The sequence below is a fragment of the Streptomyces sp. NPDC046876 genome, assembly GCF_040645035.1.
Classification (GTDB): Bacteria; Actinomycetota; Actinomycetes; order Streptomycetales; family Streptomycetaceae; genus Streptomyces.
Window position 1 is genome coordinate 138,982 of sequence record NZ_JBEYXK010000008.1, and the last position, 26,571, is coordinate 165,552.

At 72.0% G+C, this 26,571-nt stretch carries 24 protein-coding genes, 5 tRNA genes and 2 pseudogenes; 9 read left to right on the forward strand and 22 right to left on the reverse strand.

The annotated features are described in order from the left end of the window. Nucleotides 1–94: 94 nt before the first annotated feature. The 4 genes from coaD to ABZ924_RS07855 all read right to left on the reverse strand — a co-directional run bounded on the left by coaD (nucleotide 95) and on the right by ABZ924_RS07855 (nucleotide 5,225). Nucleotides 95–574, reverse strand: coding sequence for a pantetheine-phosphate adenylyltransferase (coaD, locus tag ABZ924_RS07840; RefSeq protein WP_361905720.1), 480 nt, complete (start codon nucleotides 572–574; stop codon nucleotides 95–97). A 29-nt stretch (nucleotides 575–603) separates the two neighbouring features. Continuing rightward, nucleotides 604–1,179, reverse strand: coding sequence for a 16S rRNA (guanine(966)-N(2))-methyltransferase RsmD (rsmD, locus tag ABZ924_RS07845; protein ID WP_361905682.1), 576 nt, complete (start codon nucleotides 1,177–1,179; stop codon nucleotides 604–606). Between the two features lie 187 nt (nucleotides 1,180–1,366). Continuing rightward, complete coding sequence (recG, locus tag ABZ924_RS07850) at nucleotides 1,367–3,577, reverse strand: ATP-dependent DNA helicase RecG (RefSeq protein WP_361905684.1); 2,211 nt, start codon at nucleotides 3,575–3,577, stop codon at nucleotides 1,367–1,369. A 16-nt stretch (nucleotides 3,578–3,593) separates the two neighbouring features. Beyond that, entirely contained in the window at nucleotides 3,594–5,225 is a 1,632-nt protein-coding gene (locus ABZ924_RS07855; protein ID WP_361905686.1) for a DAK2 domain-containing protein, read from the reverse strand. Between the two features lie 241 nt (nucleotides 5,226–5,466). Here ABZ924_RS07855 and rpmB point away from each other — a divergent pair, with 241 nt between their 5' ends. Beyond that, entirely contained in the window at nucleotides 5,467–5,652 is a 186-nt protein-coding gene (gene rpmB, locus ABZ924_RS07860) for a 50S ribosomal protein L28 (RefSeq protein ID WP_064070327.1), read from the forward strand. Between the two features lie 189 nt (nucleotides 5,653–5,841). Here the strand turns inward: rpmB and thiD are convergent, their stop codons facing one another. Together thiD and ABZ924_RS07870 are read right to left on the reverse strand one after the other, a co-directional pair. Next, nucleotides 5,842–6,645, reverse strand: a complete 804-nt coding sequence (gene thiD / locus ABZ924_RS07865) for a bifunctional hydroxymethylpyrimidine kinase/phosphomethylpyrimidine kinase (protein ID WP_361905688.1) — start codon at nucleotides 6,643–6,645, stop codon at nucleotides 5,842–5,844. Continuing rightward, entirely contained in the window at nucleotides 6,642–7,625 is a 984-nt protein-coding gene (locus tag ABZ924_RS07870; protein WP_361905690.1) for a thiamine-phosphate kinase, read from the reverse strand. Before ABZ924_RS07870 ends, thiD begins: the two co-directional genes overlap by 4 nt. A gap of 245 nt (nucleotides 7,626–7,870) precedes the next feature. Here ABZ924_RS07870 and ABZ924_RS07875 point away from each other — a divergent pair, with 245 nt between their 5' ends. Then, nucleotides 7,871–8,104, forward strand: a complete 234-nt coding sequence (locus tag ABZ924_RS07875) for an Lrp/AsnC ligand binding domain-containing protein (RefSeq protein ID WP_030162831.1) — start codon at nucleotides 7,871–7,873, stop codon at nucleotides 8,102–8,104. Nucleotides 8,105–8,127: 23 nt separating this feature from the next. After that, nucleotides 8,128–8,622, forward strand: coding sequence for a DUF3515 domain-containing protein (locus ABZ924_RS07880; protein ID WP_361905722.1), 495 nt, complete (start codon nucleotides 8,128–8,130; stop codon nucleotides 8,620–8,622). Between the two features lie 81 nt (nucleotides 8,623–8,703). On the opposite strand, the gene ABZ924_RS07885 is transcribed toward ABZ924_RS07880, so the two are convergent. Genes ABZ924_RS07885 through ABZ924_RS07895 form a run of 3 tightly spaced genes read right to left on the reverse strand, consistent with a single transcriptional unit; the run spans nucleotide 8,704 to nucleotide 11,660 of the window. Then, on the reverse strand, nucleotides 8,704–9,861 hold the full coding sequence (locus tag ABZ924_RS07885) for a D-alanine--D-alanine ligase family protein (protein ID WP_361905692.1): 1,158 nt from the start codon (nucleotides 9,859–9,861) through the stop codon (nucleotides 8,704–8,706). A 39-nt stretch (nucleotides 9,862–9,900) separates the two neighbouring features. Next, nucleotides 9,901–10,911 carry an NAD(P)H-dependent glycerol-3-phosphate dehydrogenase gene (locus ABZ924_RS07890; RefSeq protein WP_361905694.1) on the reverse strand — a complete coding sequence of 337 codons (1,011 nt, stop codon included), beginning with the start codon at nucleotides 10,909–10,911 and terminating at the stop codon, nucleotides 9,901–9,903. Further along, a complete protein-coding gene (locus ABZ924_RS07895) occupies nucleotides 10,908–11,660 on the reverse strand; it encodes a lysophospholipid acyltransferase family protein (RefSeq protein WP_361905696.1) in 753 nt (250 codons plus the stop codon). Before ABZ924_RS07895 ends, ABZ924_RS07890 begins: the two co-directional genes overlap by 4 nt. Before the next feature lie 218 nt (nucleotides 11,661–11,878). Between ABZ924_RS07895 and cofC the strand changes: the two are divergent. Continuing rightward, nucleotides 11,879–12,532: pseudogene (cofC, locus tag ABZ924_RS07900) on the forward strand (2-phospho-L-lactate guanylyltransferase); the annotation flags it as partial. 297 nt (nucleotides 12,533–12,829) lie between these two features. Here the strand turns inward: cofC and ABZ924_RS07905 are convergent. The 4 genes from ABZ924_RS07905 to leuC form a co-directional block, all read right to left on the reverse strand. Beyond that, a complete protein-coding gene (locus ABZ924_RS07905; RefSeq protein ID WP_361905698.1) occupies nucleotides 12,830–13,516 on the reverse strand; it encodes an HU family DNA-binding protein in 687 nt (228 codons plus the stop codon). Nucleotides 13,517–13,660: 144 nt separating this feature from the next. Next, on the reverse strand, nucleotides 13,661–13,888 hold the full coding sequence (locus ABZ924_RS07910) for a hypothetical protein (protein WP_361905700.1): 228 nt from the start codon (nucleotides 13,886–13,888) through the stop codon (nucleotides 13,661–13,663). A 137-nt stretch (nucleotides 13,889–14,025) separates the two neighbouring features. Then, nucleotides 14,026–14,619, reverse strand: a complete 594-nt coding sequence (gene leuD / locus ABZ924_RS07915) for a 3-isopropylmalate dehydratase small subunit (protein ID WP_361905702.1) — start codon at nucleotides 14,617–14,619, stop codon at nucleotides 14,026–14,028. Nucleotides 14,620–14,622: 3 nt separating this feature from the next. Next, a complete protein-coding gene (gene leuC, locus ABZ924_RS07920) occupies nucleotides 14,623–16,056 on the reverse strand; it encodes a 3-isopropylmalate dehydratase large subunit (RefSeq protein WP_361905704.1) in 1,434 nt (477 codons plus the stop codon). A gap of 185 nt (nucleotides 16,057–16,241) precedes the next feature. On the opposite strand from leuC, the gene ndgR reads away from it, so the two are divergent. Further along, on the forward strand, nucleotides 16,242–16,958 hold the full coding sequence (ndgR, locus tag ABZ924_RS07925) for an IclR family transcriptional regulator NdgR (RefSeq protein WP_030304142.1): 717 nt from the start codon (nucleotides 16,242–16,244) through the stop codon (nucleotides 16,956–16,958). Nucleotides 16,959–17,165: 207 nt separating this feature from the next. Here the strand turns inward: ndgR and ABZ924_RS07930 are convergent. From ABZ924_RS07930 to ABZ924_RS07970, 9 genes are all read right to left on the reverse strand, one after another. Further along, a tRNA-Glu gene (locus ABZ924_RS07930) sits at nucleotides 17,166–17,238 on the reverse strand. A gap of 27 nt (nucleotides 17,239–17,265) precedes the next feature. Next, nucleotides 17,266–17,337: transfer RNA gene (locus ABZ924_RS07935), tRNA-Gln, on the reverse strand. A 23-nt stretch (nucleotides 17,338–17,360) separates the two neighbouring features. Continuing rightward, nucleotides 17,361–17,433, reverse strand: a tRNA-Glu gene (locus ABZ924_RS07940). A 61-nt stretch (nucleotides 17,434–17,494) separates the two neighbouring features. Then, nucleotides 17,495–17,567, reverse strand: a tRNA-Glu gene (locus tag ABZ924_RS07945). Nucleotides 17,568–17,594: 27 nt separating this feature from the next. Beyond that, nucleotides 17,595–17,666 (reverse strand) — tRNA-Gln (locus ABZ924_RS07950). A gap of 86 nt (nucleotides 17,667–17,752) precedes the next feature. Next, complete coding sequence (locus ABZ924_RS07955) at nucleotides 17,753–18,481, reverse strand: HAD family hydrolase (protein ID WP_361905706.1); 729 nt, start codon at nucleotides 18,479–18,481, stop codon at nucleotides 17,753–17,755. 131 nt (nucleotides 18,482–18,612) lie between these two features. Next, on the reverse strand, nucleotides 18,613–20,097 hold the full coding sequence (gene gltX, locus ABZ924_RS07960; protein ID WP_361905708.1) for a glutamate--tRNA ligase: 1,485 nt from the start codon (nucleotides 20,095–20,097) through the stop codon (nucleotides 18,613–18,615). Then, nucleotides 20,090–20,890, reverse strand: coding sequence for a fumarylacetoacetate hydrolase family protein (locus ABZ924_RS07965; RefSeq protein WP_361905710.1), 801 nt, complete (start codon nucleotides 20,888–20,890; stop codon nucleotides 20,090–20,092). The genes gltX and ABZ924_RS07965 overlap by 8 nt, the downstream gene beginning before the upstream one ends. A 153-nt stretch (nucleotides 20,891–21,043) precedes the next feature. After that, a complete protein-coding gene (locus ABZ924_RS07970; RefSeq protein ID WP_361905712.1) occupies nucleotides 21,044–21,229 on the reverse strand; it encodes a hypothetical protein in 186 nt (61 codons plus the stop codon). Nucleotides 21,230–21,792: 563 nt separating this feature from the next. Here ABZ924_RS07970 and ABZ924_RS07975 point away from each other — a divergent pair. The 4 genes and pseudogenes from ABZ924_RS07975 to ABZ924_RS07990 all read left to right on the forward strand — a co-directional run. After that, nucleotides 21,793–25,548, forward strand: coding sequence for a nitrate- and nitrite sensing domain-containing protein (locus tag ABZ924_RS07975; protein WP_361905714.1), 3,756 nt, complete (start codon nucleotides 21,793–21,795; stop codon nucleotides 25,546–25,548). A gap of 9 nt (nucleotides 25,549–25,557) precedes the next feature. Beyond that, entirely contained in the window at nucleotides 25,558–25,971 is a 414-nt protein-coding gene (locus ABZ924_RS07980; protein WP_125541158.1) for a roadblock/LC7 domain-containing protein, read from the forward strand. Between the two features lie 154 nt (nucleotides 25,972–26,125). Beyond that, nucleotides 26,126–26,521 carry a DUF742 domain-containing protein gene (locus tag ABZ924_RS07985; protein WP_125541140.1) on the forward strand — a complete coding sequence of 132 codons (396 nt, stop codon included), beginning with the start codon at nucleotides 26,126–26,128 and terminating at the stop codon, nucleotides 26,519–26,521. Next, nucleotides 26,502–26,571, forward strand: a pseudogene (locus ABZ924_RS07990) (ATP-binding protein); the annotation flags it as partial. The gene ABZ924_RS07985 and the pseudogene ABZ924_RS07990, both read left to right, overlap by 20 nt.

Sequence of the window (26,571 nt, forward strand, 5' to 3'; positions counted from 1 at the left end):
ACTCTCTCGGCCTCGGGGCGGTTCCTGAGACGGACGGGACGACTGTAAGGCCACCCGGCGGGCCCCCGACACCGCCTGATGCACTGTCAGCCGATCAGCGGTTGTGCAGCCGCTCCAGGAGCGCCGCGTGGACGTGGGGCGGCAGCAGGTGGGCGACGTCGCCGCCCCAGGTCGCGACCTCCTTGACCAGCGAGGAGGACAGGAAGCTGTAGGTGGGGATCGTCGGGACGAAGAGGGTCTCGACGCCCGACAGGCCCAGGTTCATCTGGGCCATCTGCAGCTCGTAGTCGAAGTCGCTGACCGCGCGCAGGCCCTTGACGATGGCCGGGATGTCCCGCTGCTTGCAGAAGTCGACGAGCAGCCCGTGGAAGGACTCGACCTCGATGTTGCCGTAGTCGGCAGTCGCCTCGCGGATCAGTTCGACCCGCTCCTCGACGGTGAACAGGCCCTGCTTCGACTTGTTGATCATCACGGCGACGTGCACGACGTCGTAGAGCCTGGAGGCGCGTCCGATGATGTCGAGGTGTCCGTTGTGGATGGGGTCGAAGGACCCCGGACAGACGGCGCGGCGCAACTTGGTCCCCTTGCTCTCCGGAGCGGTCATCATGAATCTTCGCTGGTGAAGGCGGCGCGACCGTACCAAAGGGTGCCTTCGCCGTACTTGCGCGAGCGCAGCGGCTCGAACCCCTCCGGCCACGGGAACGCTCCGCTCCTCGTGCCGCGCTCCACGGTGACGAGCGCATCGTCGGTGAGCCAGCCATTGGCGCGGAGTGTGAGGAGGATCTCGCCAAGATCGCCGTGGGTGACGGCGTACGGCGGGTCCAGGAAGACCACGTCGTACGGCTCCCCCGCCGGCACCGCCACGACCTGCTCGGCCTTGCCCGCGCGGAACTCGGCGCCGGGCAGGCCGAGCGCCTTGATGTTGTCCCGGATCGCCTTGGCGGCCTTGGCCTCGGCCTCCACCAGCAGCGCGTGCGCCGCGCCGCGCGAGAGGGCCTCCAGGCCCACGGCGCCGGAGCCGGCGTAGAGGTCGAGCACCCGGGCCCCCTCGATGCCGTGCAGCGACTCCCAGGTCGAGAAGAGTCCTTCCCGCATCCGGTCGGAGGTCGGCCGGGTGCCGGTGCCGGGGGGCACGGCCAGCCGTCGCCCGCCGGCGCTGCCGGCGATCACGCGGGTCATCTGGGGTCCTTCGGTACGGCGGTCAGGTGGTGGGGCGGCGGGTCCGCGGCCGGGTGCCGCGGGCCCTGGGGCGGCTGCCGGGCACCGCCGGCCGCCGCGGGGTTCCACGATAGGTCCAGGGCGCCGGCCGGTGCCGCCCGGCCCGGGACCGTCTCCTGCGGATCTGCCGGTCCTTCCCGGCCGGTGCTCAGCCCTTCTCCAGGTACTGCTCGCGTTCGTCGTCCAGCAGGGCGTCGAGAGCGGTGCGCAGGGCGGGCAGGTGCTCCAGCTCGGGGTCGGCGGCCACGGTCCGGGCGGCCTCCTCGCGGGCCTGCGCGATGATCTCCTCGTCCTCGATGACGGCCAGCATGCGCAGGGACGAGCGGACACCGGACTGGGCCTGGCCGAGCACGTCGCCCTCGCGGCGCTGCTCCAGGTCGATCCGGGACAGCTCGAACCCGTCGAGGGTCGCGGCCACGGCGGCCAGCCGGGCCCGCGCAGGGCTGGCCTCGGGCATCTCGCTGACCAGCAGGCACAGGCCCGGGGCGGAGCCGCGGCCGACACGGCCGCGCAGCTGGTGGAGCTGGGAGACGCCGAACCGGTCCGCGTCCATGATCACCATGACGGTGGAGTTCGGCACGTTCACGCCGACCTCGATGACCGTCGTGGCGACCAGCACCTGGACCTCGCCGGCGGCGAACCGCCGCATGACGTCGTCCTTGTCGGCCGGGTCCATCCTGCCGTGCAGCACCTCCACCGCCAGCCCGGCCAGCGGCCCGGTGCGCAGCTTCTCGGCGGTCTCCAGGACGGCGAGCGGGGGCCGCTTCTCGGCCTCGTCCTCGGGGGACTTCGCAGCCTTGGCGGCCTTCTTCTCGTCCTCCTCGTCGCCGATGCGGGGGCAGACCACGTACGCCTGGTGGCCCTTGTCCACCTCCTCGCGGACCCGCTCCCAGGCGCGGGTGAGGAAGTGCGGCTTGTCCTTCGCGGGCACCACGTGGGTGGCGATCGGGGAGCGCCCGGCGGGCAGCTGGTCGAGGACGGAGGTCTCCAGGTCCCCGAAGACCGTCATCGCGACGGTGCGCGGGATCGGGGTCGCGGTCATCACCAGCAGGTGCGGCGGCTGCTTGCCCTTGGAGCGCAGGGCGTCGCGCTGCTCGACCCCGAAGCGGTGCTGCTCGTCGACGACGACCAGGCCGAGGTCGTGGAACTGCACCTTGTCCTCGATCAGCGCGTGGGTGCCGATCACGACGCCGGCCTCGCCGGTGACCAGGTCGAGCAGGGCCTGCCGGCGGGCGGCCGTCCCCATGGAGCCGGTGAGCAGCACGACCTTGGTGGCCCGCTCGGCCCCGCCCAGCATCCCGCCCTCGGCGAGCTCGCCCATCATCTCGGTGACGGACCGGTGGTGCTGCTGCGCGAGCACCTCGGTGGGCGCGAGCATCGCGGCCTGCCCCCCGGAGTCCACCACGGTGAGCATGGCCCGCAGCGCGACCAGCGTCTTGCCGGAGCCGACCTCGCCCTGCAGGAGGCGGTGCATGGGGTGTTCGGCGGCGAGGTCGTCGAAGATCTCGCGGGAGACGGTCTGCTGGCCGTCGGTGAGGGTGAAGGGGAGTTTGGCGTCGAAGGCGTCGAGCAGGCCGCCGGGGACGGGGCGGCGCGGGACGGCGGGCAGCTGGGAGTCGGCGTGCCGGCGTCGGGCGAGGGCGACCTGGAGGACGAACGCCTCGTCCCACTTGAGGCGGTCGCGGGCCTGCGCGACATCGGCCTTGGTGCGCGGGCGGTGGACCTTGATGAGGGCCTCGGGGAGGGTGAGCAGCCCGCGGCCCTCGCGCAGGGCGGGCGGCAGCGGGTCCGCGGCCTCCTGCGCGCTGGGCAGGACCGCGTCCACGGCCTTGGCGATCTTCCAGCTCTCCAGCTTGGCGCAGGCCGGGTAGATCGGGATGAGCTGGTTGGCGAACGCGTCGACCGCCGAGGCTCCGGCGTCGGCGCCGAGCAGTTCGTACGCGGGGTGCGAGAGCTGGAGGCGGTGGTTGAACCTCCCGACCTTGCCGGCGAACATCGCCCTGCTGCCCGGCAGCAGGTCCTTGTGCGGCTTGTGCACGCCGGAGCCGAAGAAGACCAGCTGGAGGCGGCCGTACCCGTCGGTGATGGTCACCTCCAGGCGTCTGCCCCGCCCTCCGTTGAAGGTGTGCACGCGGGCGTCGGCGACCTGCGCGACCACCGTCACGTGTTCGTCGAGCTGGTCGCCCAGGTCGGCGAGCGAGGTCAGCTCGCCGCGCTCGGCGTACCGGCGGGGGTAGTGGTGCAGCAGGTCGCCGACCGTGTGCAGGCCGAGCTGCTCGGCCAGCACCTTCGCGGTGGCGGGGCCGAGCGTCTTCTTGAGGTCTTCGTCGAGCGCGGGCACGTGTTCATTGCACACCATGGCGCCGACAAGGCGGCTATTCGACCCCGATGAGCAGGGGCGCGCAGTAGCGCCCGCCCCGGTAGGTGACGGTGTCCACGGCCAGGTGCCCGTGCTGGACGTACGCCTCCAGGCGCCCGGCGAGCGCGTCGGGCGCCTCGGGGCCGAGGACCAGGGTGACCAGTTCGCCGCCGGAGCCGAGCATCCGCTCCAGGACGGCCTCGGCGGTCCCGGCGAGGTCGCGGCCGATCACGGCGACGTCGCCGTCGATGAGGCCGAGCACGTCGCCGGCCTGGCAGATGCCGGCGGAGGTGAACGACTGCCGTTCGGCGACGGCGAGTTCCGCGTAGCGGGTGGCGCCGGCCGCGGCGGTCATGGCGACGACGTCCTCGTCGAAGCTGTCCTCCGGGTCGTGGACGGCGAGGGCGGCCAGGCCCTGGACCGCGGAGCGGGTGGGGATGACCGCGACCCGGACCCCGTCGGCGCGGGCCCGTTCGGCGGCGGCGGCCGCGGCGGCCCGCTCGTCGGGGCCGCCGGGCAGCAGCACCACCTCGCGGGCGTGGGCGCGCCGCACGGCGTCGAGGAGCCCGTCGGCGTCGGGCGTCCGGCCGGGGCGGGCGAGGACGGTGGTGGCGCCCGCCTCCGCGCACAGGGCGGCCAAGCCCTCGCCCGGGACCACGGCGACCACGGCCCGCTGGACGCGCTCGCCGCGCGCGCGGCGGCGTTCGTCGCCGAAGTGCGTGATGCGGATGCGGTGGGGCCGGCCCGCGGCCACGCCGGCCTCGACGGCGGCGCCGGGGTCGTCGACGTGGACGTGGACGTTCCACAGCCCGTCGCCGCCGACCACGACCAGGGAGTCCCCGAGCCCGTCGAGGCGCTCGCGCAGCCGGGCCACGGCCGGCTCGCCGGCCTCCAGCAGGTAGACGACCTCGTACGCGGGTCCGGCCTGCTCCTCGGCGGCGCAGGGCTGCGCGGGCTGCGGTACGGGCACGGCCCGGCCCCGGACCGCCTCCGCGGCGGGCTCCTGCCCGGACAGGGTCTGCCACAGCGCCCCGAGGACGGCGACCAGCCCGCAGCCCCCGGCGTCGACGACCCCGGCCCGGCCCAGCTCGGCGAGCTGCCCCGGGGTGGCGGCGAGGGCGGTGCGGGCACCGTCGTAGGCGGCCCGGGCGACGTCCGCGGCGGTCCCGGCGGCGGCCTCGGCGGCCTGTGCGGCCTTCGCCGCGGCGGCGGCGACGGTGAGCATGGTGCCCTCGACGGGGTGGGCGACGGCCTCGTAGGCCTCCTGGGCGGCCCGGGTGAGGGCCTGGGCGAGCAGCGGGCCCGGGCTGCGCCCGTCGGGGTCGTCGCCGAGGACGTCGGCGACGCCGCGCAGCAGCTGGGCCAGGATCGTCCCGGAGTTCCCGCGGGCGCCTATGAGCGCGCCGTGCGCCCAGGCCCGTACCGCCTGGGCCAGGGAGGCGGCGCCGGCGGCGTCCAGGGCGCGGTCCGCCGACTCGGCGGTGAGGTAGAGGTTGGTGCCGGTGTCCGCGTCCGCGACGGGGTAGACGTTGATCGCGTCGATGTCCTCGCGGGCCCGGCCCAGGGCGGCCAGGGCCAGCGAGCTCCAGGTGCGCACCGCTTCGGCGTCGAGCTCGTCGGCGGGCTGCGGCTGCGGCTCGTGCGGCACCGGGCGTTCCTCCTTGTGCGGGCCAGGGTTCACCGCAGGGTAACGAAGGACTGCCGGGGCGTCGGGCCCGCGGGGCGGGCCGGGCGGCAGCCGTGGTAGTTTTCTTGGACGGGAGCAGCCGTTGTATGCTGCTCCGGTTGCCCGATGAGAGTCGGGCGGTTCCCCCGGCAAACCACTTCAGATCTCTGATCCGGTGCGCCGGATTTCACTGTAAGTGCATCTGAAGTCTTTGGAGTGACCTGTGGCTGCCAACTGCGACGTTTGCGGCAAGGGGCCGGGCTTCGGCAACAACATCTCGCACTCGCACCGCCGTACGTCCCGTCGCTGGAACCCGAACATCCAGCGCGTGCGTGCCGTGGTCAGTGGGACGCCGAAGCGCCTCAACGCCTGCACCTCGTGCATCAAGGCCGGCAAGGTCTCGCGCTGACGCGTCCCGTCGTCGTAGCGCAGCCCTTCCCGGTTGCCAAGAAGGCCGGTCCACCTCGGTGGGCCGGCCTTTTGCCTTGCCCGGACGTCCGGGTGCGGCAGGAGGGCCGCCGCCTCGCGTCCATGACGTGAGGCGGCGGCCCTCCTGCCGTATGTCGTACGGGCCCGCGGTCGGGCCGTGTCGTGCGTGTCAGCGGCGCCACTGCCAGGCGTGGTGGACCGGGCCGATGCCGCCGCCGAGCGCGAAGCCGGCCGCGATCGCGCCGGTCACGTACTCCTTGGCCTCCCTGACGGCCTGCGGCACGTCCTGTCCCTTGGCGAGGCCGGCCGCGATCGCGCTGGCGAGGGTGCAGCCGGTGCCGTGGGTGTGCCGGTTGTCGTGACGGGGCGCCCGCAGCCACAGCTGTGTGTCGCCGTCGGTCAGCAGGTCGGCGGCCTCGTCCCCGTGGGCGGCGAGGTGTCCGCCCTTGATCAGCGCCCACTGCGGCCCGAAGGCGAGGACGGCGTCGGCGGCCCGGCGCATGTCGTCCTCGCTCTGCACCACCACGCCCGTGAGCTGCGTCACCTCGTCCAGGTTGGGGGTCGCCACGGTGGCTCGCGGCAGCAGCTCCTTGCGTACGGCCTCCAGCGCCGAGGCGGCGAGCAGCGCGTCCCCGTGCTTGGAGACCCCGACCGGGTCGACGACGGCCGGGGCGTCCGTGGCGGCGAGCAGCCCGGCCACCGTCTCCACGAGGGCCGCGGAGGCCAGCATGCCGGTCTTGACCGCCTGGACGCCGATGTCGCCGGTCACCGCCCGGTACTGGGCCGTCACGGCCTCGGCGGGCAGTTCCCAGACCCCTTGGACGCCGAGGGAGTTCTGCGCGGTCACGGCGGTCACCACGCTCATCCCGTGCACGCCGAGCGCCAGCATGGTCTTGAGGTCGGCCTGGATGCCGGCGCCGCCACCGGAGTCCGATCCGGCGACGGTCAGGCACAGCGGCGGCGCGTCGCTCATCTCGGGGTCTCCTCCGGGGCCGGGTCGGAACCGAAGTGGTCCCAGCCGCCCGTGCTCGTCCAGGGCGCGCCGTCCACGGTCACCTGGGGCAGCGCGGACCGGTTCAGCACCTCCCCGATGACCTTCCAGCGGGCGGGCAGCTTCACGTCGGGCGGGAAGGTCGCCACGATGGCGTGGTCTTCCCCTCCGGTGAGCACCCACTGCAAGGGGTCGACGCCGACGGCCTGACCGATGTCGTGCATCTGCGTCGGGATGTCGACGGCCGCCGAGCGCAGGTCGATGCGGACCTTGCTGGCCTCGGCGATGTGCCCGAGGTCGGCGATCAGGCCGTCGCTGACGTCGGTCATGGCGGTGGCGCCGAGTCCGGCGGCCGCGGGACCGGCGTGGTAGGGCGGCTCGGGGCGCCGGTGCGCCTCGACGAAGGCCCGCGGGGAGCGGAAGCCGCGTGAGAGGACCGCGTAGCCGGCCGCGGACCAGCCCAGCCAGCCCGTGACGGCGACGACGTCGCCGGGCTGGGCGCCGGAGCGCAGCACGGGCTCGTGGTTGCGCAGGTCACCGAGGGCGGTGATGGAGACGGTGATGGTGTCCCCGCGCACGACGTCGCCGCCGACCACCGCGGCGCCGGCGACCTGGCACTCGTCGCGGATGCCGTCCATCAGCTCGGTGGGCCAGGTCACCGGCAGTTCCGCGGGGACGACGAGCCCGAGCAGCAGTGCGGTCGGAACCGCGCCCATGGCGGCGATGTCGGCGAGGTTCTGCGCGGCGGCCTTGCGGCCGACGTCGTAGGCCGTGGACCAGTCGCGCCTGAAGTGCCGGCCCTCCAGCAGGATGTCCGTGCTCGCCACGACCCTCCGGTCGGGGGCGGACACCACCGCGGCGTCGTCGCCGGGTCCGAGCCGGACCGCCGGGGTGGTGGTGAGCCGTGAGGTGAGCTCCCGAATGAGCCCGAACTCCCCCAGCTCGCCCACAGTGCCCTTCATCGCTGTGCCCCTTCTTGCCCAGTCCGCTTGCGGTCGCGAGCCGTCACAGCTCTGGGTACCGTCAACAGATACGTCAACTTCTGCTCTTCGTACGCCCCGCTGTGCGTGGCGCCGCACACCCGGGTCTCCCGCTGGTGCACGGCAACGCGGTACCGTGGCGTCCCTTCTTCCCCGGGCCCGCCTGCTCTCCGCGGGCCCACCCTGAGGTTAGGGGAATCGATCCTCGTGGCCGCCCTGGAGGTTCCGTGGTACAGGCGTACATCCTTATCCAGACCGAGGTGGGCAAGGCGTCGTTCGTCGCCGAGTCCATCAGCCAGATCCCGGGGGTGATCCAGGCGGAGGACGTGACGGGCCCGTACGACGTGATCGTGCGCGCCCAAGCGGACACCGTGGACGAGCTCGGCCGCATGGTCGTCGCCAAGGTCCAGCAGGTGGAGGGCATCACCCGCACCCTGACCTGCCCGGTGGTCCATCTGTAGCCCCCGTCTACTCTTGGCCGGTGATGTCATTGCACCGCCGGCCCCTCCGTGTGCCCGCCCTGCTGCCTGCCCTGGCCGCCGCGGCAGCCCTCGCGGGCTGCTCCCCGGGCGGCGGCGAGGCCCGGGTGGACCCGCCGCCCGCGCCGCCGTCCGATGTCGCGGGCTACTGTGCGGCGCTGCACAAGGAGCTCCCGGCGACGGTGGCCGGCCTGGCGCGGACCCCTGCCGAGCCGGAGTCCGATCTGACCGCCGCGTGGGGCGGCTCGGCGATCGTACTGCGGTGCGGCATCCCCAAGCCCGCCAAGATGCGCGATCCGAAGCAGGAGGGCGTGCACGTGAACGGTGTGGCCTGGCTGCTGGAGAAGCTGGACGACGGGTCCTTCCGCTTCACCACCGGGTTGCGGCTGGCGTACACGGAGGTCCGGGTCGACAAGGAGCATGCCACGGACGCGGGGACGCTGGTCGGGCTGTCCACCGCGATCGCCAAGGCCGTCCCCGAGGGGATCTCGTCGTACTGACGCCACCCCGCCCCCCGTGTTCTCGCACCGACCGCCCGCCGGGAATCCCGGCGGGCGGTCGGCGTGGCGGGCGGGCGCGCCCTAGCGCAGTCCGGTGGAGCGGCGCAGGGCCGCCTGGATCAGGCGGTCCACCAGCTCCGGGTAGGCGATGCCCGACTCCTGCCACATCCGCGGGTACATCGAGATCGGCGTGAAACCGGGCATGGTGTTGATCTCGTTGATGACGAAGGTGCCGTCCTCGGTGAGGAAGAAGTCGGCGCGCACCAGGCCCTCGCAGGACGCGGCCTCGAAGGCCTCGATCGCGAGCCGCTGCACCTCGGCGGTCTGCTCCGGGGTGAGCGGGGCGGGCACGATGCCGGAGGCGGAGTCGATGTACTTCGCCTCGAAGTCGTAGAAGTCGTGGCTGGAGACCGGCGGGATCTCGGCGGGCGCGCTGGCGCGCGGGCCGTCCTCGAACTCCAGCACGCCGCACTCGATCTCGCGGCCGCGCAGGAGCGCCTCCACGATGACCTTCGGGTCGTGGCGCTGGGCCTCGCGGATCGCCGCGTCGAGGCCGGAGACGTCGTCGACCTTGGTGATGCCGATGGAGGAGCCGGCCCGGGCGGGCTTGATGAACAGCGGCCAGCCGTGCTCGGCGGCGAAGTCCAGGATCCGGCCCTTGGCGGCGTCCCGGTCGGCGTCCCACTCGCGCGGGCGGACGGTCAGGTAGGGGCCCACGGGCAGGCCGAAGGAGGTGAAGACGCGCTTCATGTACTCCTTGTCCTGGCCGACGGCCGAGGCGAGCACGCCGGAGCCCACGTACGGGACGCCGGAGAGCTCCAGCAGGCCCTGGAGGGTGCCGTCCTCGCCGTACGGGCCGTGCAGCATCGGGAAGACGACGTCGACCTCGCCCAGGGCCTTGGGGACGGCCCCCGGCTCGGTGTAGACGACCTCGCGGCTGGCGGGATCGACGGAGAGGACGACGGCGCCCTCCTCGGATTCCGCGAGCTCCGCGACGCTCGGGAGCTTGCGGTCGGCGATGGCCATCCGCTCGGGCTCGTCGGCGGTCAGCGCCCACCGTCCGTCCGTGGTGATGCCGATGGGCAGCACCTCGTACTTGGAGCGGTCGATGGCGCGCAGCACGGCGCCCGCCGTGACGACCGAGATGGCGTGTTCCGAGCTGCGGCCGCCGAACACGACGGCCACGCGGGGCTTGCGGCCCTGCTGCTCCGGGGACTGGGGGAGGTTCTCGCTGCTCATATCGCCACGAGAGTACCCGCTCAAGCGTCCGGAAAGGAGTCAGCGCCGTTCCGGTTTGGCGCTGCGCGCCATGAGCTCCTTCAGCGCGACCAGCGGGGGCTTGCCGTGGTGGACGATGTCGACGACCGTGTCGGTGATCGGCATGTCGACCCCGTGGCGGCGTGCCAGATCGGCCACCGACTGGCAGGACTTGACGCCTTCGGCGGTCTGCTTGGTGACCGCGATGGTCTCCTCCAGGCTCATCCCGCGGCCCAGGTTGGTGCCGAAGGTGTGGTTCCGGGAGAGCGGCGAGGAGCAGGTGGCGACCAGGTCGCCGAGGCCGGCGAGGCCCGAGAAGGTGAGCGGGTCGGCCCCCATCGCCAGGCCCAGCCGGGTCGCTTCGGCCAGCCCGCGCGTGATGAGGGAGCCCTTGGTGTTGTCGCCGAGGCCCATGCCGTCCGCGATGCCGACGGCGAGGCCGATGACGTTCTTCACGGCGCCGCCGAGCTCGCAGCCGATGACGTCGGTGCTCGTGTACGGGCGGAAGTACGGGGTGTGGCAGGCCGCCTGGAGGCGCTGCGCGACCGCTTCGTCGGCGCAGGCCACGACCGCGGCGGCGGGCTGGCGCGCGACGATCTCGCGGGCCAGGTTGGGGCCGGTGACGACGGCGACGCGCGAGGCGGGGACCTTCGCGACCTCCTCGATCACCTCGCTCATCCGCTTGGCGCTGCCCAGTTCGATGCCCTTCATCAGCGAGACGAGGACGGTCTCGGGCTCGAGCAGCGGGGCCCACTCGGCGAGGTTGCCGCGCAGGGTCTGGGAGGGGATGGCGAGGACGGCGTAGTCGGCGCCGGCGGCCGCCTCGGCGGCGTCGGTGGTGGCGCGCATGTTCGCGGGCAGCTCGACGCCCGGGAAGTACTCCGGGTTCGTCCCGGTGGTGTTGATCGCGTCGACCACCTCACGGCGGCGGCCCCACAGGACCACCTCGCAGCCGGCGTCGGCGAGCACCATGCCGAATGCGGTGCCCCAGGAGCCGGTTCCGAAGACGGCCGCCTTCACGGGACGTGTCACTTGCGCTCTCCCCCCGCGGCCTTGCGCCGCTGCTCCGCCCGGGCCTTGCGGTGGTCGTAGGGCGTCTCGGGCGCCTTCTCGCCGCGCAGCTCCTCCAGCAGCGCGGTGATGGCCGCCATGATGATCTCGGTGACTTCCTTGAGCACGTCCGGGGTGGGTTCCCGGTCGTAGTACGCGGAGAGGTCCAGCGGCGGTCCCGCGAGCACCTGGAGGGTCTTGCGCGGGAAGAGCCGGACCTTGTTCTCCTTGGCGTAGGGCGGCATCGCGAGGTTGGCGCCCCACTGGGCCACCGGCACGACCGGCGCCCTGGTCATCAGCGCGACGCGGGCGGCGCCGGTCTTGCCGGCCATCGGCCACACCTCGGGGTCGCGGGTGAGGGTGCCCTCCGGGTAGAACGCCACGCATTCGCCGCGCTCGATCGCGTCCACGGCGGCCCGGAACGCGTCCAGGGCGTTGGTGGTCTCGCGGTAGACGGGGATCTGGCCGGAGCCGTGCAGGATCGCGCCGACGAAGGGCACCTTGAACAGGGCGGCCTTCGCGAGGAAGCGGGGCACCCGGCCGGTGTTGTACTGGAAGTGCGCGTAGGACAGCGGGTCCAGGTAGGAGTTGTGGTTGACGACGGTGATGAATCCGCCGTCGGCCGGCATGTGCTCCGTTCCCCGCCAATCCCGCTTGAAGAGCACCACCAGCGGCGGTTTTGCAATGACCGCCGCCAGGCGGTACCAGAAGCCGATTCTGCGGCGGGACACTGGAACACCTTCCTCTAGTACCGGTGCGCGGGGGTACCTCCCAGCGGTGGCTGGGGAAGCTTGGGCACCTCGTCGGCCGGACAAGTGTGGCGTCAGGTCCGGACTCTGTCGAGAACACCGTACGCCCCGCTCCGGCCGCCGGACCTCCGGGTTGCCCGGGCACGGGTGACAATGGGCCGACGCATGACCAGGCCATGACCCGGCCGTGGTCCGGGCATGTGCCGCAGCGCACGGGAGGGAAGGGGTCCGCCACGAACGCCGTCTGGAGCCTGGTGATCCCGCTGAAGCCCCTGGCGGTGGCCAAGAGCCGTCTCGCGGCGGCCGTGGGGGCGTCCAGGGCGGGGCTGGCCCTGGCGTTCGCGCAGGACACGGTGGCGGGCGCGCTGGCCTGCACGGCGGTGCGGGATGTGGTGGTCGTCACGGACGACGCGGCGGCCGGGGCGGAACTGGCCCGGCTGGGGGCGCGGATCGTGCCGGACGTGCCGGCGGCGGGCCTCAACGCGGCGCTCGCCCACGGGGCGCGGCGGATACGGGCGGCCCGGCCCGGGGCGGCGCTCGCGGCGATGAACGCAGATCTTCCCGCTCTTCGTCCGCCGGAATTGCTACGCGTGCTCGAAACCGCATCCGCATTTCCCCGGGCATTTCTGGCGGATGCGGCGGGAATCGGTACGACCTTGCTTTCCGCGGGTCCGGAGTCGGAATTGGCACCCTCGTTCGGGGGCCGGTCCCGGGCCAGGCATTCCGCGTCGGGGGCGGCGGAAATCGCGCTGACGGGCGTGGACAGCGTGCGCCGGGACGTGGACACCGGCGCGGATCTGCGGACGGCCCTCTCCCTCGGTGTCGGCCCCCACACGGCCCGATACAGTTCCGGTATGCAGGCGACCGCGTACACGTACGACTCCCAGACCCGCAGCGGCAGTGTGCTGCTCGACGACGGCACCCCGGTGCCCTTCGGGGCGGCGGCGTTCGACGCGGGCGGGCTGCGGCTACTGCGCCCCGGCCAGCGGGTGCGGATCGAGACCGAGGGCGAGGGCCCTGCCTTGCGGATCACCCTGGTCACGCTGCAGACGTTCTGACCCCGACCCCCTGTATCTGACCTGCGAAAACGCACCGCGGGCCGGCCTCCCCCAAAGGGAAGCCGGCCCGACGTGTGTAACGGGCGCCCGCCCTCACTTCTTGCGGGCGGTCGTCTTCTTCGCGGTGGTGGTCTTGCGCGCCGTCGCCTTCTTGGCGGGCGCCTTCTTCGCGACGGCCTTCTTGGCCGGCGCGGTGGTCTTGGCCGTGGTCTTCTTCGCGGCCGCGGTCTTCGCCGGCGCGGCCTTCTTGGCCGCGGCGCTGGTCTTCTTGGCCGTCGCCGTGGTCTTCTTCGCCGTGGCGGCGGTCTTCTTCACGGTGGCCTTCTTCGCCGCCGCGGTCTTCGCCGGCGCGGCCTTCTTGGCCGGCGCCGCCTTCTTCGCGGTGGTGGCCTTCTTGGCGGCGGCCTTCTTGACCGTCGAGCGGCTGGAGGCGGCAGCGGCGGCGGCCATCAGGCTGCCCTTGGGGGCTTTCTTGACGGCCACCTCGTCGCCCTTGGGGAGCTTCTTGGTGCCGCTGACCAGGTCCTTGAAGCCCTGGCCCGCGCGGAAGCGGGGAACCGAGGTCTTCTTGACCCGGACGCGCTCACCCGTCTGCGGGTTGCGGGCGTAGCGGGCCGGCCGGTCGACCTTCTCGAACGAGCCGAAGCCCGTGACCGAGACCCGGTCGCCCGCGACCACCGCGCGGACCATGGCGTCCAGTACCGCGTCGACAGCGTCAGCGGCCTGCTGGCGGCCGCCCAGCTTGTCGGCAATCGCTTCTACGAGCTGCGCCTTGTTCACGTCTTCCCCTTCGGAGACTTCGCCAGAACGAATGTGTTCAAGCTTATTTCGCACGTTAGGCGGATATATACCGCAAATCAAACACGAAACGGGCTAATCACCCTAGTGCCGCAACGGAAGTGCCCGTTGCGGAGTTCCTTCGCATCAGTCGCCTTCAGGGAATCGACCCTCGTCGAGGTCCTTCATCAACCTGTCCAGGCGCCTTGCCGCATCGGCGAGATCATGCTTCGCCGCGGCCGTGACGACCAACAGCTTCCGGGACAGCGCCATCCTTACCGCCTCCGGGACTTGCAGCGTGCGCACCCTTGCGTGTGCTTCTTTCAACCGGTCCGCGACGAGTTCGTAGAGCTCAAGTTGACTGTCGCGTTCCATGCACAGATTGTGCCATCTGGGGCGAGTTGTCGCCTCACGGGGCCTCAACACACAGCTGTGCCCCCCGCCGGAAGGCGGGGGGCACAGTGTTCTCGATGTGATCACCGGAAGGTGAATAAGCGCTGATCAGGCTGGAATCAGACCTGAATCGTGCGCGGCTTGAAGGCGGGTCGCGCGCTTTCGTACGCGTCGATGTCGGCTTCGTTCTGAAGGGTGAGCGAGATGTCGTCCAGACCCTCCAGCAGACGCCAGCGGGCGTTGTCGTCGAGCTCGAACTCCGCCTCGATTCCCGCCGCGCGGACCTGCCGGGCGACCAGGTCGACGGTCACCTCGGCGGTGGGGTCGGCCTCGGTCAGCTCCCAGATCCGCTCGACGGTCTCCTGCGGCAGGACCACCGTCAGCAGACCGTTCTTCAGCGAGTTGCCGCGGAAGATGTCGGCGAAGCGCGAGGAGATGACCGCCTTGAACCCGAAGTTCTGCAGGGCCCAGACGGCGTGCTCGCGCGAGGAGCCGGTGCCGAAGTCGGGGCCGGCGACCAGCACCGTCGCGCCCGCGCGCTCCGGGCGGTTCGTGATGAAGTCGGGGTCCTTGCGCCAGGCCTCGAAGAGCCCGTCCTCGAACCCGTCGCGGGTGATCTTCTTCAGCCAGTGCGCCGGGATGATCTGGTCGGTGTCGACGTTGCTGCGGCGCAGCGGTACGGCCCGGCCGGTGTGGGTGGTGAAGGCTTCCATGGTTCAGACTCCGGAGGGGGCGGGATCGGCCGAGTTGGCGGTCAGGTCGGCGGGCGAGGCCAGATGGCCCAGCACCGCGGTGGCGGCGGCCACCGGCGGGGAGACCAGGTGCGTGCGGCCGCCCTTGCCCTGCCGGCCCTCGAAGTTGCGGTTGGAGGTGGACGCGGAGCGCTCACCGGGGGCCAGTTGGTCGGGGTTCATGCCCAGGCACATGGAGCAGCCCGCGTGCCGCCATTCCGCGCCGGCCTCCTTGAAGACCACGTCCAGGCCCTCCTCGACGGCCTGCAGGGCGACGCGGACCGAGCCCGGGACGACCAGCATCCGCACGCCGTCGGCGACTTTGCGGCCCTTGATGACGTCGGCGACGGCGCGCAGGTCCTCGATCCGGCCGTTGGTGCAGGAGCCTACGAAGACGGTGTCGACCCGGATGTCGCGCAGCGGCTGCCCGGCGCTCAACCCCATGTACTCCAGGGCCTTTTCGGCGGCCAGGCGCTCCGAGGCGTCCTCGTACGAAGCAGGATCGGGGACGCTGGCGGAGAGCGGCGCGCCCTGGCCGGGGTTGGTACCCCACGTGACGAACGGCGACAGGGAGGCACCGTCGATGACGACCTCGGCGTCGAAGACCGCGTCCTCGTCGGTGCGCAGCGTCTTCCAGTACGCGACCGCCGCGTCCCAGTCCTCGCCCTGCGGGGCGTGGTCGCGGCCCTGCAGGTAGTCGAAGGTGGTCTGGTCGGGGGCGATCATGCCCGCGCGGGCGCCGGCCTCGATCGACATGTTGCAGATGGTCATCCGGGCCTCCATCGAGAGCTTCTCGATGGCCTCGCCGCGGTACTCCAGGACATAGCCCTGGCCGCCGCCCGTACCGATCTTGGCGATGATCGCCAGGATCAGGTCCTTGGCGGTGACGCCCTCCGGCAGCTCGCCCGTGACGGTGATCGCCATCGTCTTGGGGCGGGCCAGCGGCAGCGTCTGGGTGGCCAGGACGTGCTCGACCTGGCTGGTGCCGATGCCGAAGGCCAGCGCGCCGAAGGCGCCGTGCGTCGAGGTGTGCGAGTCGCCGCAGACCACGGTGGTGCCCGGCTGGGTCAGGCCCAGCTGCGGTCCCACGACGTGGACGACGCCCTGCTCGACGTCGCCCAGCGGGTGCAGGCGTACGCCGAACTCGGCGCAGTTCTTGCGCAGCGTCTCCAGCTGGGCCCGGGAGACCGGGTCGGCGATCGGCTTGTCGATGTCGAGGGTGGGGGTGTTGTGGTCCTCGGTCGCGATGGTGAGGTCGAGACGGCGGACCTTGCGGCCGGCCTGCCGCAGGCCGTCGAAGGCCTGGGGGCTGGTCACCTCGTGCAGCAGGTGCAGATCGATGAAGAGGAGGTCGGGCTCGCCTTCGGCGCGCCGGACGACGTGGTCGTCCCAGACCTTCTCCGCGAGTGTCCTACCCATCGCTTTCCCTCCGGCCGGCCCCTCGGGCCGGCGCTTCATAGAGATGTGGTGCGGCTGATCGCCGGTACCCCACGTGCCGGACGACGGCCTCGGACCCAGTGGTTCGTGGACCCGCACATACAGACTCGCTTGTTCTTGGAAAAATTGAACTTGCGTTTCACAGTGTGAGACGTGAATATCGTTTCATGGACAACTCTAGCGGCGTCGGCGTTCTCGACAAGGCAGCTCTGGTATTGAGCGCACTGGAGTCCGGTCCGGCCACCCTCGCCGGGCTGGTCGCGGCGACAGGGCTCGCACGACCCACGGCACATCGCCTGGCCGTGGCACTGGAACACCACCGGATGGTGGCGAGGGACATGCAGGGCCGGTTCATCCTCGGACCGCGGCTGGCGGAGCTCGCCGCCGCGGCCGGCGAGGACCGCCTGCTGGCCACGGCGGGACCGGTACTCACCCACCTGCGCGACGTGACCGGGGAGAGCGCGCAGCTCTACCGCCGGCAGGGGGACATGCGCATCTGCGTGGCGGCCGCCGAGCGGCTGTCGGGCCTCAGGGACACCGTCCCGGTGGGCTCCACGCTCCCGATGAAGGCCGGCTCCGCCGCGCAGATCCTCATGGCCTGGGAGGAGCCCGAGCGGCTGCACCGCGGCCTCCAGGGCGCGCGCTTCACGGCGACGGCCCTGTCGGGCGTGCGGCGCCGCGGCTGGGCGCAGTCGATCGGCGAGCGGGAGCCCGGTGTGGCGTCCGTCTCGGCGCCGGTGCGCGGGCCGTCGAACCGCGTGGTGGCCGCCGTGTCGGTCTCCGGGCCGATCGAGCGCCTGACCCGCCACCCGGGCCGGATGCACGCCCAAGCCGTCATCGACGCCGCGGCCCGCCTGACGGAGGCCCTGCGCCGTTCCGGCTGAGCCCCTCCCCGGTCGCAGACCTCTCTTCCACCAGTCCCCCGGGCCCGGGGGCGCGTACGACGCCGCACACGTCCGAACACGCGCCTTCGGGCCCGTACTTGTGCGCCCCCCGGGCTCGCTCCGGGCCGCCCCTGCACAGCCCCTGCGCAGGGTGCGGAAACACGAAGGAGGCCCTCCGCGATGAACGCGGAGGGCCTCCTCGATGCGTACCCCCGACCGGATTCGAACCGGCGCTACCGCCTTGAGAGGGCGGCGTGCTAGGCCGCTACACAACGGGGGCATGCCTTGCAGCTGACGCTGCACTGCGCTGGGCTACCAGGACTCGAACCTAGAACAAAGGAACCAGAAACCTTCGTGTTGCCAATTACACCATAGCCCAAGGTGGTCTAAACCAGACCTCAGTACCCCCGACCGGATTCGAACCGGCGCTACCGCCTTGAGAGGGCGGCGTGCTAGGCCGCTACACAACGGGGGCCCTAGCGATCCTGCATCAAGACGTCCGGGAGCTACCCAGAACACCTCGCGGGAAGGATCTGTACCCCCGACCGGATTCGAACCGGCGCTACCGCCTTGAGAGGGCGGCGTGCTAGGCCGCTACACAACGGGGGCAAAGCACTGCGTTACTGCTGCACTGCGCTGGGGTACCAGGACTCGAACCTAGAATAAGGGAACCAGAAACCCTCGTGTTGCCAATTACACCATACCCCACCAAAAGTCAATCCCTTGCGGGGACTTTCCTTCGGGCGGCGCCTCCGTCCGGCCTTTCGGCCCGCTCCGGCGGCGCAGAAAGAACATTACCGGATGCCTGACCGTGCTCCAAAACGGGTATCCCCGGCCAGCACCCCCGGGAGCTGCGAGAGCCCCGCGATCCGGTGCACACCACCGGGTCCGGGGCCCCGTCCACCGTCGCGATCCAGCCAGACCGCGGTCAGGCCGGCGTCACGCGCGCCGCGCGCATCGATCTCCGGCTGGTCCCCCACGTACGCCACCTCGGCCGGCGGCAGGCGCAGCGCCTCGCAGGCCGCGAGGAAGGCCGCCGCCTCGGGCTTGCTGACCCCGAGCTCGGCGGCGCACACGAGCACCTCGAAGCGCTCGCGCAGCCCGAGCCGGCGCAGCTTGGGGTCCTGGTTGGCGCTGGAGGAGTTGGACAGCACCCCGTGCCGGTAGCGGCGCGCCAGGGCGTCCAGGGCGGGCAGGACGTCGGGGAACACCGTCCAGGCGGCCTGGTAGTGCTCCACGTACCGCTCGAACCAGGCGTCGGCGGTGTCGTCGTCCATCGCGGGCTCGTCCAGGAAGTCCCGCACCCGGTCCCGGCGCTGCCCCTGGAAGGACACCTCGCCGGCGGCGAAGCGGTCCCAGTGCCGGGCGGTGGCCTCCCGCCACCGCGCGAGGGCCTGCGCGGGGGTTCCGTAGCGCCGGTCGAGCCCGTCCTCGGCGAGCCGTCGCGCGAGCCCGGCGGTGTCGGCACCCGTGTAGTCGAAGAGGGTGTCGTCGATGTCCCACAGCACGGCGCGGATCGGCATACCGCCGAGGCTACGCCGACTCCCCGGCCCGCGGCGGCCGGACGGTGAAGTCCGTCACCTCGAACGCCGCAGGGGGCGGCCTCCGGACGAACCGGGGGCCGCCCCCTGCGGGACGACGGGCGCCTTGACGCCTACGCGGTGGCGGCCAGCTTGGCCAGGGCCGCGTCGATACGGGCCAGCGAGCGGTCCTTGCCCAGGATCTGCAGGGACTCGAAGAGCGGCAGGCCGACGGTGCGGCCGGTGACGGCCACACGGACCGGCGCCTGCGCCTTGCCGAGCTTGAGGCCGTGGGCCTCGCCGGCGGTCAGGACGGCCTGCTTGAGGGACTCCGGGTCGCTCCAGTCGGCCGTGTCCAGGTGGGCGCGGGCGCTGGTCAGCAGAGCCGCCGGCTCGCCCTTCATGGCCTTGTCCCAGGACGCCTGGTCCTCGACCGGCTCCTTGCGGAACAGGAAGTCCACGTTGGCGGTGATGTCCGACAGGACGGTCACACGGGTCTGGGCGTACGGCGCGATGGCCTCCCAGGCCGCCGTGTCGAACTCCTCGGGCTCCCAGTTGGCGAACGGGGCCTGCAGCCACGGGGCGCAGGCGTCCGCGAAGGCCTTCGGGTCCAGCCGGCGGATGTGGTCGGCGTTGATCGCCTCGGCCTTCTTCAGGTCGAAGCGCGCCGGGTTCGCGTTCACGTCGGGGATGTCGAACTTCGCCACCATCTCCTCGATCGAGAAGACGTCCTGGTCCTTGGAGAAGGACCAGCCGAGGAGCGAGAGGTAGTTCAGCAGGCCCTCGGGCAGGAACCCGCGCTCGCGGTAGAGGTTGAGCGAGGACTCCGGGTCGCGCTTGGAGAGCTTCTTGTTGCCCTCGCCCATCACGTACGGCAGGTGGCCGAACTGCGGGATGCCGGTGGCGATGCCCAGCTCCATCAGCGCCTTGTACAGCGCGATCTGGCGGGGGGTGGAGGACAGCAGGTCCTCGCCGCGCAGCACGTGGGTGATCTGCATCAGTGCGTCGTCGACCGGGTTGACGAGCGTGTACAGCGGTGCGCCGTTGGCCCGCAGGATGCCGAAGTCCGGCACGTTCTCCGGGGTGAAGGTCAGCTCGCCGCGGACCAGGTCGGTGAAGGTGATCGGCTCGTCGGGCATCCGGAAGCGGACGATGGGCGTGCGGTGCTCGCCCTGGTACGCCTCCAGCTGCACGGCGGTCAGCTCGCGGCAGTGGCCGTCGTAGCCGGAGGGCTTGCCGGCGGCGCGGGCGGCCGCGCGGCGGGCGTCGAGCTCCTCGGTGGTGCAGTAGCAGTCGTACGCGTAGCCGCCGTCGCGGAGGCGCTGCGCGACGTCCGCGTAGATGTCCATGCGCTCCGACTGGCGGTACGGGGCGTGCGGGCCGCCCACCTCGGGGCCCTCGTCCCAGGTGAAGCCGAGCCAGCGCAGCGAGTCGAGCAGCTGGCCGTAGGACTCCTCGGAGTCGCGGGCCGCGTCGGTGTCCTCGATGCGGAAGACGAACGTGCCGCCGTGGTGGCGGGCGAACGCCCAGTTGAACAGGGCGGTGCGGACCAGGCCCACGTGGGGGTTGCCGGTCGGGGAGGGACAGAAACGTACGCGGACGGGGGTCGCGTTAGCCACGCTTGATCACCTTGTTGGTGAGAGTGCCGATGCCTTCGATGGTGACGGCGACCTCGTCGCCGACGTTGAGGGGGCCGACTCCGGCCGGGGTCCCCGTGAGGATGACGTCGCCGGGGAGCAGCGTCATGGCCTCGGTGATGTGGACGACCAGGTCCTCGACGGAGCGGACCATGTCGCTGGTGCTGCCGAGCTGGCGCTGCTGGCCGTTGACCGTGCACTGGACGGCCAGGCCGGCGGCGATCGCCTCCGGGTCCAGGCCGGTCTCGATCCAGGGGCCGAGGGGGCAGGCGCTGTCGAAGCCCTTGGCCCGGGCCCACTGCTTCTCGCGCTGCTGGACGTCGCGCGCGGTGACGTCGTTGGCGCAGGTGTAGCCGAGGATCACGTCCTTGACGCGCTCGCGCGGGACCTCGCGGCACATGCGGCCGATGACCACGGCGAGCTCCGCCTCGTGGTGGAGGTCCTGGGAGAAGGAGGGGTAGGTGATCGGGTCGCCCGGGCCGACCACCGAGGTGGAGGGCTTGAAGAAGGTGATGGGGGCGTCCGGGACCTCGTGGCCGAGCTCGGCCGCGTGCTCCGCGTAGTTGCGGCCGACGGCCACGACCTTGTTGGGGAGCACGGGCGGCAGCAGCCGGACCTTGCTCAGCGGGACCTTCGTGCCGGAGAGCTCGAAGTCCGCGAACGGGATGCCCTTGATGATGTCGAGGACGAGCTCACCCTCGGCGCCGGGGGCGGTGTCGCCCTCGACCGCGCCGAACGCGACATTGCCGTCGATCGAGAACCTGGCGATGCGCACGTGCTGCGTCTGCCCCTCTTTGTATTTCCGCTGGCTGGAGTCTGCGGACTCCAGGCTAACGCGGCGGGCAGCGGCGCCCCGCGTTCATTGCGCCGCCGGGCCGGCGGCGGGGCGTCTGTGCTCTCTCCTCCCGGGCTGCTCGCCGGGCGGCTGCTACTGGGCGGCGGGGGCGGCCGGGGCGTGCATCAGCACGGTGCGGCGCGGGTTCGCGGTCTGGGTGGGCAGCTCGACGGCGTGCTCCGGAGCCTCGACGGCCTGCAGCTCCTCGGCGTCCTTGAGGTGCGCGAGGGTGGTGCGGCGCGGGTTGGCTATGTTGCGGAACATCATCGTCGTCTTCATCGGAGTTTCGGGCCCTCGGCTCGGTCGGTGGTGGGGTTGTCGGTTGCGTCAACCCTGTAAAGGGCAAGGCTAAACATCCGATTCCCCGCCTGAACCGGGAAGTATTGGCCACGGCCGTGTGAGTTTGCTCACCCGTGACACGACAATCCGGGCATAACCGTCAGTCAATTCGGGCGCCAGAAACGGACATTGCGCCACTGAATCAGCCATTCCGCTCCTGATCATCTCGACTGGGACACCTTGCCAGCCTCGGCGTTTGGGCGGTGTAAGTCCGATTCGCCCTGAAAGCTGGCCCACATGGCGTAGCGCCGCCATCACGGCTCGTGACCGACGCTCCAGGCCGACACGCGCACCTTGTTGGAGATCCGCCACTGTGCTGGAATTCGCGGGACCGCCGCGGGAGACCGCCGGCGCGCAGGTGGCGCGAGACGCGCCGCGCGGCGGTGCAAGGAGAGAAAGACGCGCCGGTCACCGACGACCACCATGGGGCTGCGACGCCCCACGACTCGACACCGTCCCACCGGTCGCCCGGCGGGACGCCTGGTCCAGAGGTTGCGACGCTAGTGCAGGGACGATTCAAGAGGGATGGCAAGGGGTCTCCCCAGGCCCTTCAGGGCCGAGAGGAAGCTGCTGCGGAGCAGGACCCGCGCGGCGGGACCGACCGTGGCTCCTCGCCCCAGCACGCCCAGGGCCGCGGGCCCGCCATCGAAGGCGCAGGCCCCGACTCCTCCGAAGCGAAGGCCAAGGCCTCACGCCTCAAGCCCAAGGGCAGGACCAAGGGCAAGGGCGCCAAGGGCAAGGCCGCGACCGACGAGTCGGCCGAGAACGACACCGCGATACCGAAGGCCCCGCCCGGGCCCGGTTCGCGTCTGCACATGCAGAACTGGCGCATCAGCACGCGACTGGTGTCGCTGCTGACCCTGCCCGTCGTCGCCGCCACCACCCTCGGTGCCTTCCGTATCGACGACTCGCTGACCGACATCGCCCAGCTCGAGCACATGCAGCTGCTCACGACGATGACCCGGCAGGCCACCAACCTGGCCGCCGCGCTCCAGGAGGAGCGCGACCAGTCGGCCGGTCCGCTGTCGATCAACAAGACGGACAAGCCCGACAGCTTCGTCATGGGCGTCCGCTCGCAGACCGACGCCGCCGTCAAGGCCTTCGCCGCCGCGACCGACAAGGTCGACGGCACGGAGGACAAGGACGAGACCCTCAAGTCGATCCGCAACAACATCCTGCAGATCGGCCGTCAGCTCGGCGAGCTCGACGCGGTCCGCAAGAAGGCGTACCAGAACGGCGCCCAGCAGACCGTCACCGAGTACAACTCGCTGATCGTCTCGCTGCTCTCCCTCTCCCAGGACATGGCCCAGGCCACGTCCAGCCCGGAGATGATCAAGCGTACCCGTGCGCTGGCGGCGTTCTCCTCCGCCAAGGAGTACGCCTCGATCCAGCGCGCGATCATCGCCGCCTCGCTGCCCGACGGCAACGAGAAGACCGCGGGCAAGCTGTCCGAGAACGACCGCCTGTACGCGCTCTCCGCGCTCCGCGGCGAGAGCCAGGCGAAGAAGACCTTCGAGCTCGTCTACCAGGGCAAGTCGGAGGAGCTCCTCTCGTCGCTCGGCGACGGCAACCCCGAGATCGGCAAGGCGGACCACTACACCCGCCGCGTCCTGTCGACCGCCGACCAGTTCTCCAAGGAGACCCAGTACAAGTCCTGGCTGGACTGGTACGACGCGGACGGCACCAAGCTCCAGGCCATGAAGGTCATCGAGCTCACCCTGCTCGAGGAGATGGAGCAGAAGGCCCGTGAGCTGAAGAACGAGTCGCAGCGCGACGCGATCATCAACGGTGCCCTGATCCTCCTCGTGCTCGGCGTCTCCCTCGTCGGCGCGTTCGTCATGGCCCGGTCCATGATCCGCTCGCTGCGCCGCCTGCAGGACACCGCGACCAGGGTCGCCCAGGACCGTCTGCCCGAGCTCGTCAAGCAGCTGTCCGAGTCCGACCCGCAGGACGTGGACACGTCCGTGGAGTCCGTCGGCCTGCACACCCGCGACGAGATCGGCCAGGTGGCCGCGGCCTTCGACGACGTGCACCGCGAGGCCGTCCGCCTCGCCGCCGAGCAGGCCCTCCTCCGGGGCAACGTCAACGCGATGTTCACCAACCTCTCGCGCCGCTCCCAGGGCCTCATCCAGCGTCAGCTGTCGCTCATCTCCGAACTGGAGTCGCGCGAGGCCGACCCGGACCAGCTGTCCTCGCTCTTCAAGCTCGACCACCTCGCCACCCGCATGCGCCGCAACGGCGAAAACCTCCTCGTCCTCGCGGGTGAGGAGCCAGGCCGCCGGTGGACCCGCCCCGTCCCGCTCGTCGACGTGCTCCGTGCCGCCGCGTCCGAGGTGGAGCAGTACGAGCGCATCGAGCTCGCGTCGGTGCCCGGCACCGACGTCGCCGGCCGCGTCGTCAACGACCTCGTGCACCTCCTCGCCGAGCTGCTGGAGAACGCCACCTCGTTCTCCTCCCCGCAGACCAAGGTCAAGGTCACCGGCCACGCGCTGCCCGACGGCCGCGTGCTCGTCGAGATCCACGACACCGGTATCGGCCTCTCCCCCGAGGACCTCGCGTCCATCAACGAGCGGCTCGCCGCGCCGCCCACCGTGGACGTCTCCGTCTCCCGCCGCATGGGCCTGTTCGTGGTCGGCCGCCTGTCCCTGCGACACGGCATCCGCATCCAGCTGCGCCCGTCCGACTCGGGCGGTACGACGGCCCTCGTCATGCTTCCGGTGGACGTCGCCCAGGGCGGCAAGAAGCCGGGCCAGGGCGGTCCCGGCGGCCAGGGCGGCCCCGGCACCGGCGGTCCGCAGGGCGGTCCCGGCGCCTCCGCCGGCCAGGGCTCCGGCCCCGGCGGCGGTGCCCGCCAGCCCGTGGGCGCCGGCCAGCGCGCCGGTATCGCCGCCGCCATGGGCCAGCGCGCCGCGCTGCCCGGGCAGGGCGGTCCCGGCGGGCGTCCGCAGGGCGGTCCGGGCATGCCCGGCGGTCCCGGTGTGTCCGGTGGTCCGGGCATGGCCGGTGGTCCCGGTATGTCCGGTGGTCCGGGCATGGCCGGCGGTCCCGGCATGCCGGCCGCGCCGACCGGCCAGGGCCACGGTGCCTTCGGCGGCGGCGCCCCGCTGCCGAACCGCGGTCCGGCGGGCGGCCCCGCCGACGCTCCCCAGGCCCGTCCGGCCTCCGCTCCCTCCGGCCCGGCCGGCTTCCCGCAGGGCAACGGCTTCGAGCGGCCGCAGCCGCCCCAGCCCGGCGCCCCCACGGGCCCGGCCGGCCAGGCCCACGCCCAGCCCCAGGCTCCCGCCCCGGCTCCGCAGCGCGGCCCGCGGGCGCAGCTGCCGCCGCGCGGCGGCGCCGTGCGCCCGGAGCTCCCCGGCACCGGCGGCGCGCCCGCCGGGGTCCCGCAGACCGCAGGCTGGGGCGCCGACCCGGCCCGCCAGGGCGGCCAGGAGATCCCGCGCGGCCACGACGAGCTCTCGGGCCCCGGCTCGACGGCCGAGTTCCCGCGCCCGGACTTCAACGCCCCGCCCCCGCAGGCCGGCCCGGCCTCCACCACCGGACAGTTCGAGCGCCCGGACGTGCGCGGCCCGATGGACCCGTCCACCACGGGCCAGTTCGCCCGGCCCGACTTCCAGGCCCCGCGGCCCGGCGGTCCCGGCGTCGGCGGCTACGCCGCCCAGCCGCAGGCCCAGCTGCCGCAGGCCCCCCAGCCGGAGGCGCTGCCCCCGGCCCAGGGCCTCGGCGGCGAGCGCAGCCCGATCTTCGAGACGCTCGAGTCGAACTGGTACCCCCAGCAGGGCTCCCAGCCGACCGGGCAGATGCAGTCCACCGGGCAGATGCCGGCGGTGCCCCAGCACCCGCAGGCCGCCGCCCCGGCTCCGGCCACCCGCCAGCGCCCGCAGCAGCCGCTGCAGCGGCGCGGCCAGGAGCCCGCGGCCGAGCCGGCCCAGACGGCGACCGGCACCACTCCGACCGTCAGCTGGAAGTCGTCTCCGAACGACGAGCTGATGCGGCAGGCCGAGCGCGTGCGCCAGCCCGCCGCCGGCGGCATCACCACCTCGGGGCTGCCGCGCCGGGTACCGCGGGCGAACCTCGTGGCCGGCACCGCACAGCAGCAGACCGACACTCAGGCCGGTCCGCAGGTCAGCCGTGCACCGGACGAAGTCCGTGGCCGTCTGACCAACCTCCGACGCGGTATCCAGCAGGGTCGCCAGGCCGGGAACAACGGCCAGACGACCGGCAGCTACCCCATCGACCCCACTTACCAGCAGGAGCGTTAGTTGAGTTCGATGAGCCAGGCGGCACAGAACCTGAACTGGTTGATCACCAACTTCGTGGACAACACCCCCGGGGTGTCCCACACGGTGGTGGTCTCCGCCGACGGCCTCCTTCTGGCGATGTCCGATGGATTCCCGCGCGACCGCGCCGATCAGCTGGCGGCCGTGGCCTCCGGACTGACCTCGCTGACCGCCGGAGCCTCCCGCATCTTCGAGGGCGGACCCGTCAACCAGACCGTGGTCGAAATGGACCGGGGATTCCTCTTCCTCATGTCCATCTCCGACGGGTCCTCGCTCGCGGTGCTCGCGCACCCCGAGTGCGACATCGGCCTCGTCGGCTACGAGATGGCCCTCCTCGTGGATCGAGCGGGCACGGTCCTCACCCCGGACCTGCGCGCCGAACTGCAGGGAAGCCTGCTCATCTGACCCACCATCCTCCGGGCCGGACGGTACTTCCGGCCCGGGGGACCGGGGCTCTGGCCCCGGATCCCAGTACCACCGCCAGGCCGTCATACCATCCCCCCCACCGGCCGCCCCGTCAGACGGCACGCTGACCACTGCTGTCCAGCCCGGAGGATCAATGACCCCGCCCCCCGCCTACTCCGATGCGTACGACGACTCGTCGTACTCGGAGGGCGACCAGCCGCTCGTGCGCCCGTACGCCATGACCGGCGGACGGACCCGGCCGCGCTACCAGCTCGCCATCGAGGCGCTGGTCAGCACCACGGCCGATCCGATGCACCTGTCCGGCCTGCTGCCCGAGCACCAGCGCATCTGCACGCTGTGCCGCGAGGTCAAGTCGGTCGCGGAGGTCTCCGCACTGCTGTCGATGCCGCTCGGTGTCGCCCGGATCCTCGTCGCCGACCTGGCAGAGGCCGGAATGGTGGCCATCCACCAGCCGGGCAACGGAGAGGCCGGCGGCACGCCGGACGTGACACTGCTCGAAAGGGTGCTCAGTGGACTTCGCAAGCTCTAACGGCGGGGCGGCTCGCTCCACCACCTCCGCGAAGATCGTGGTGGCCGGCG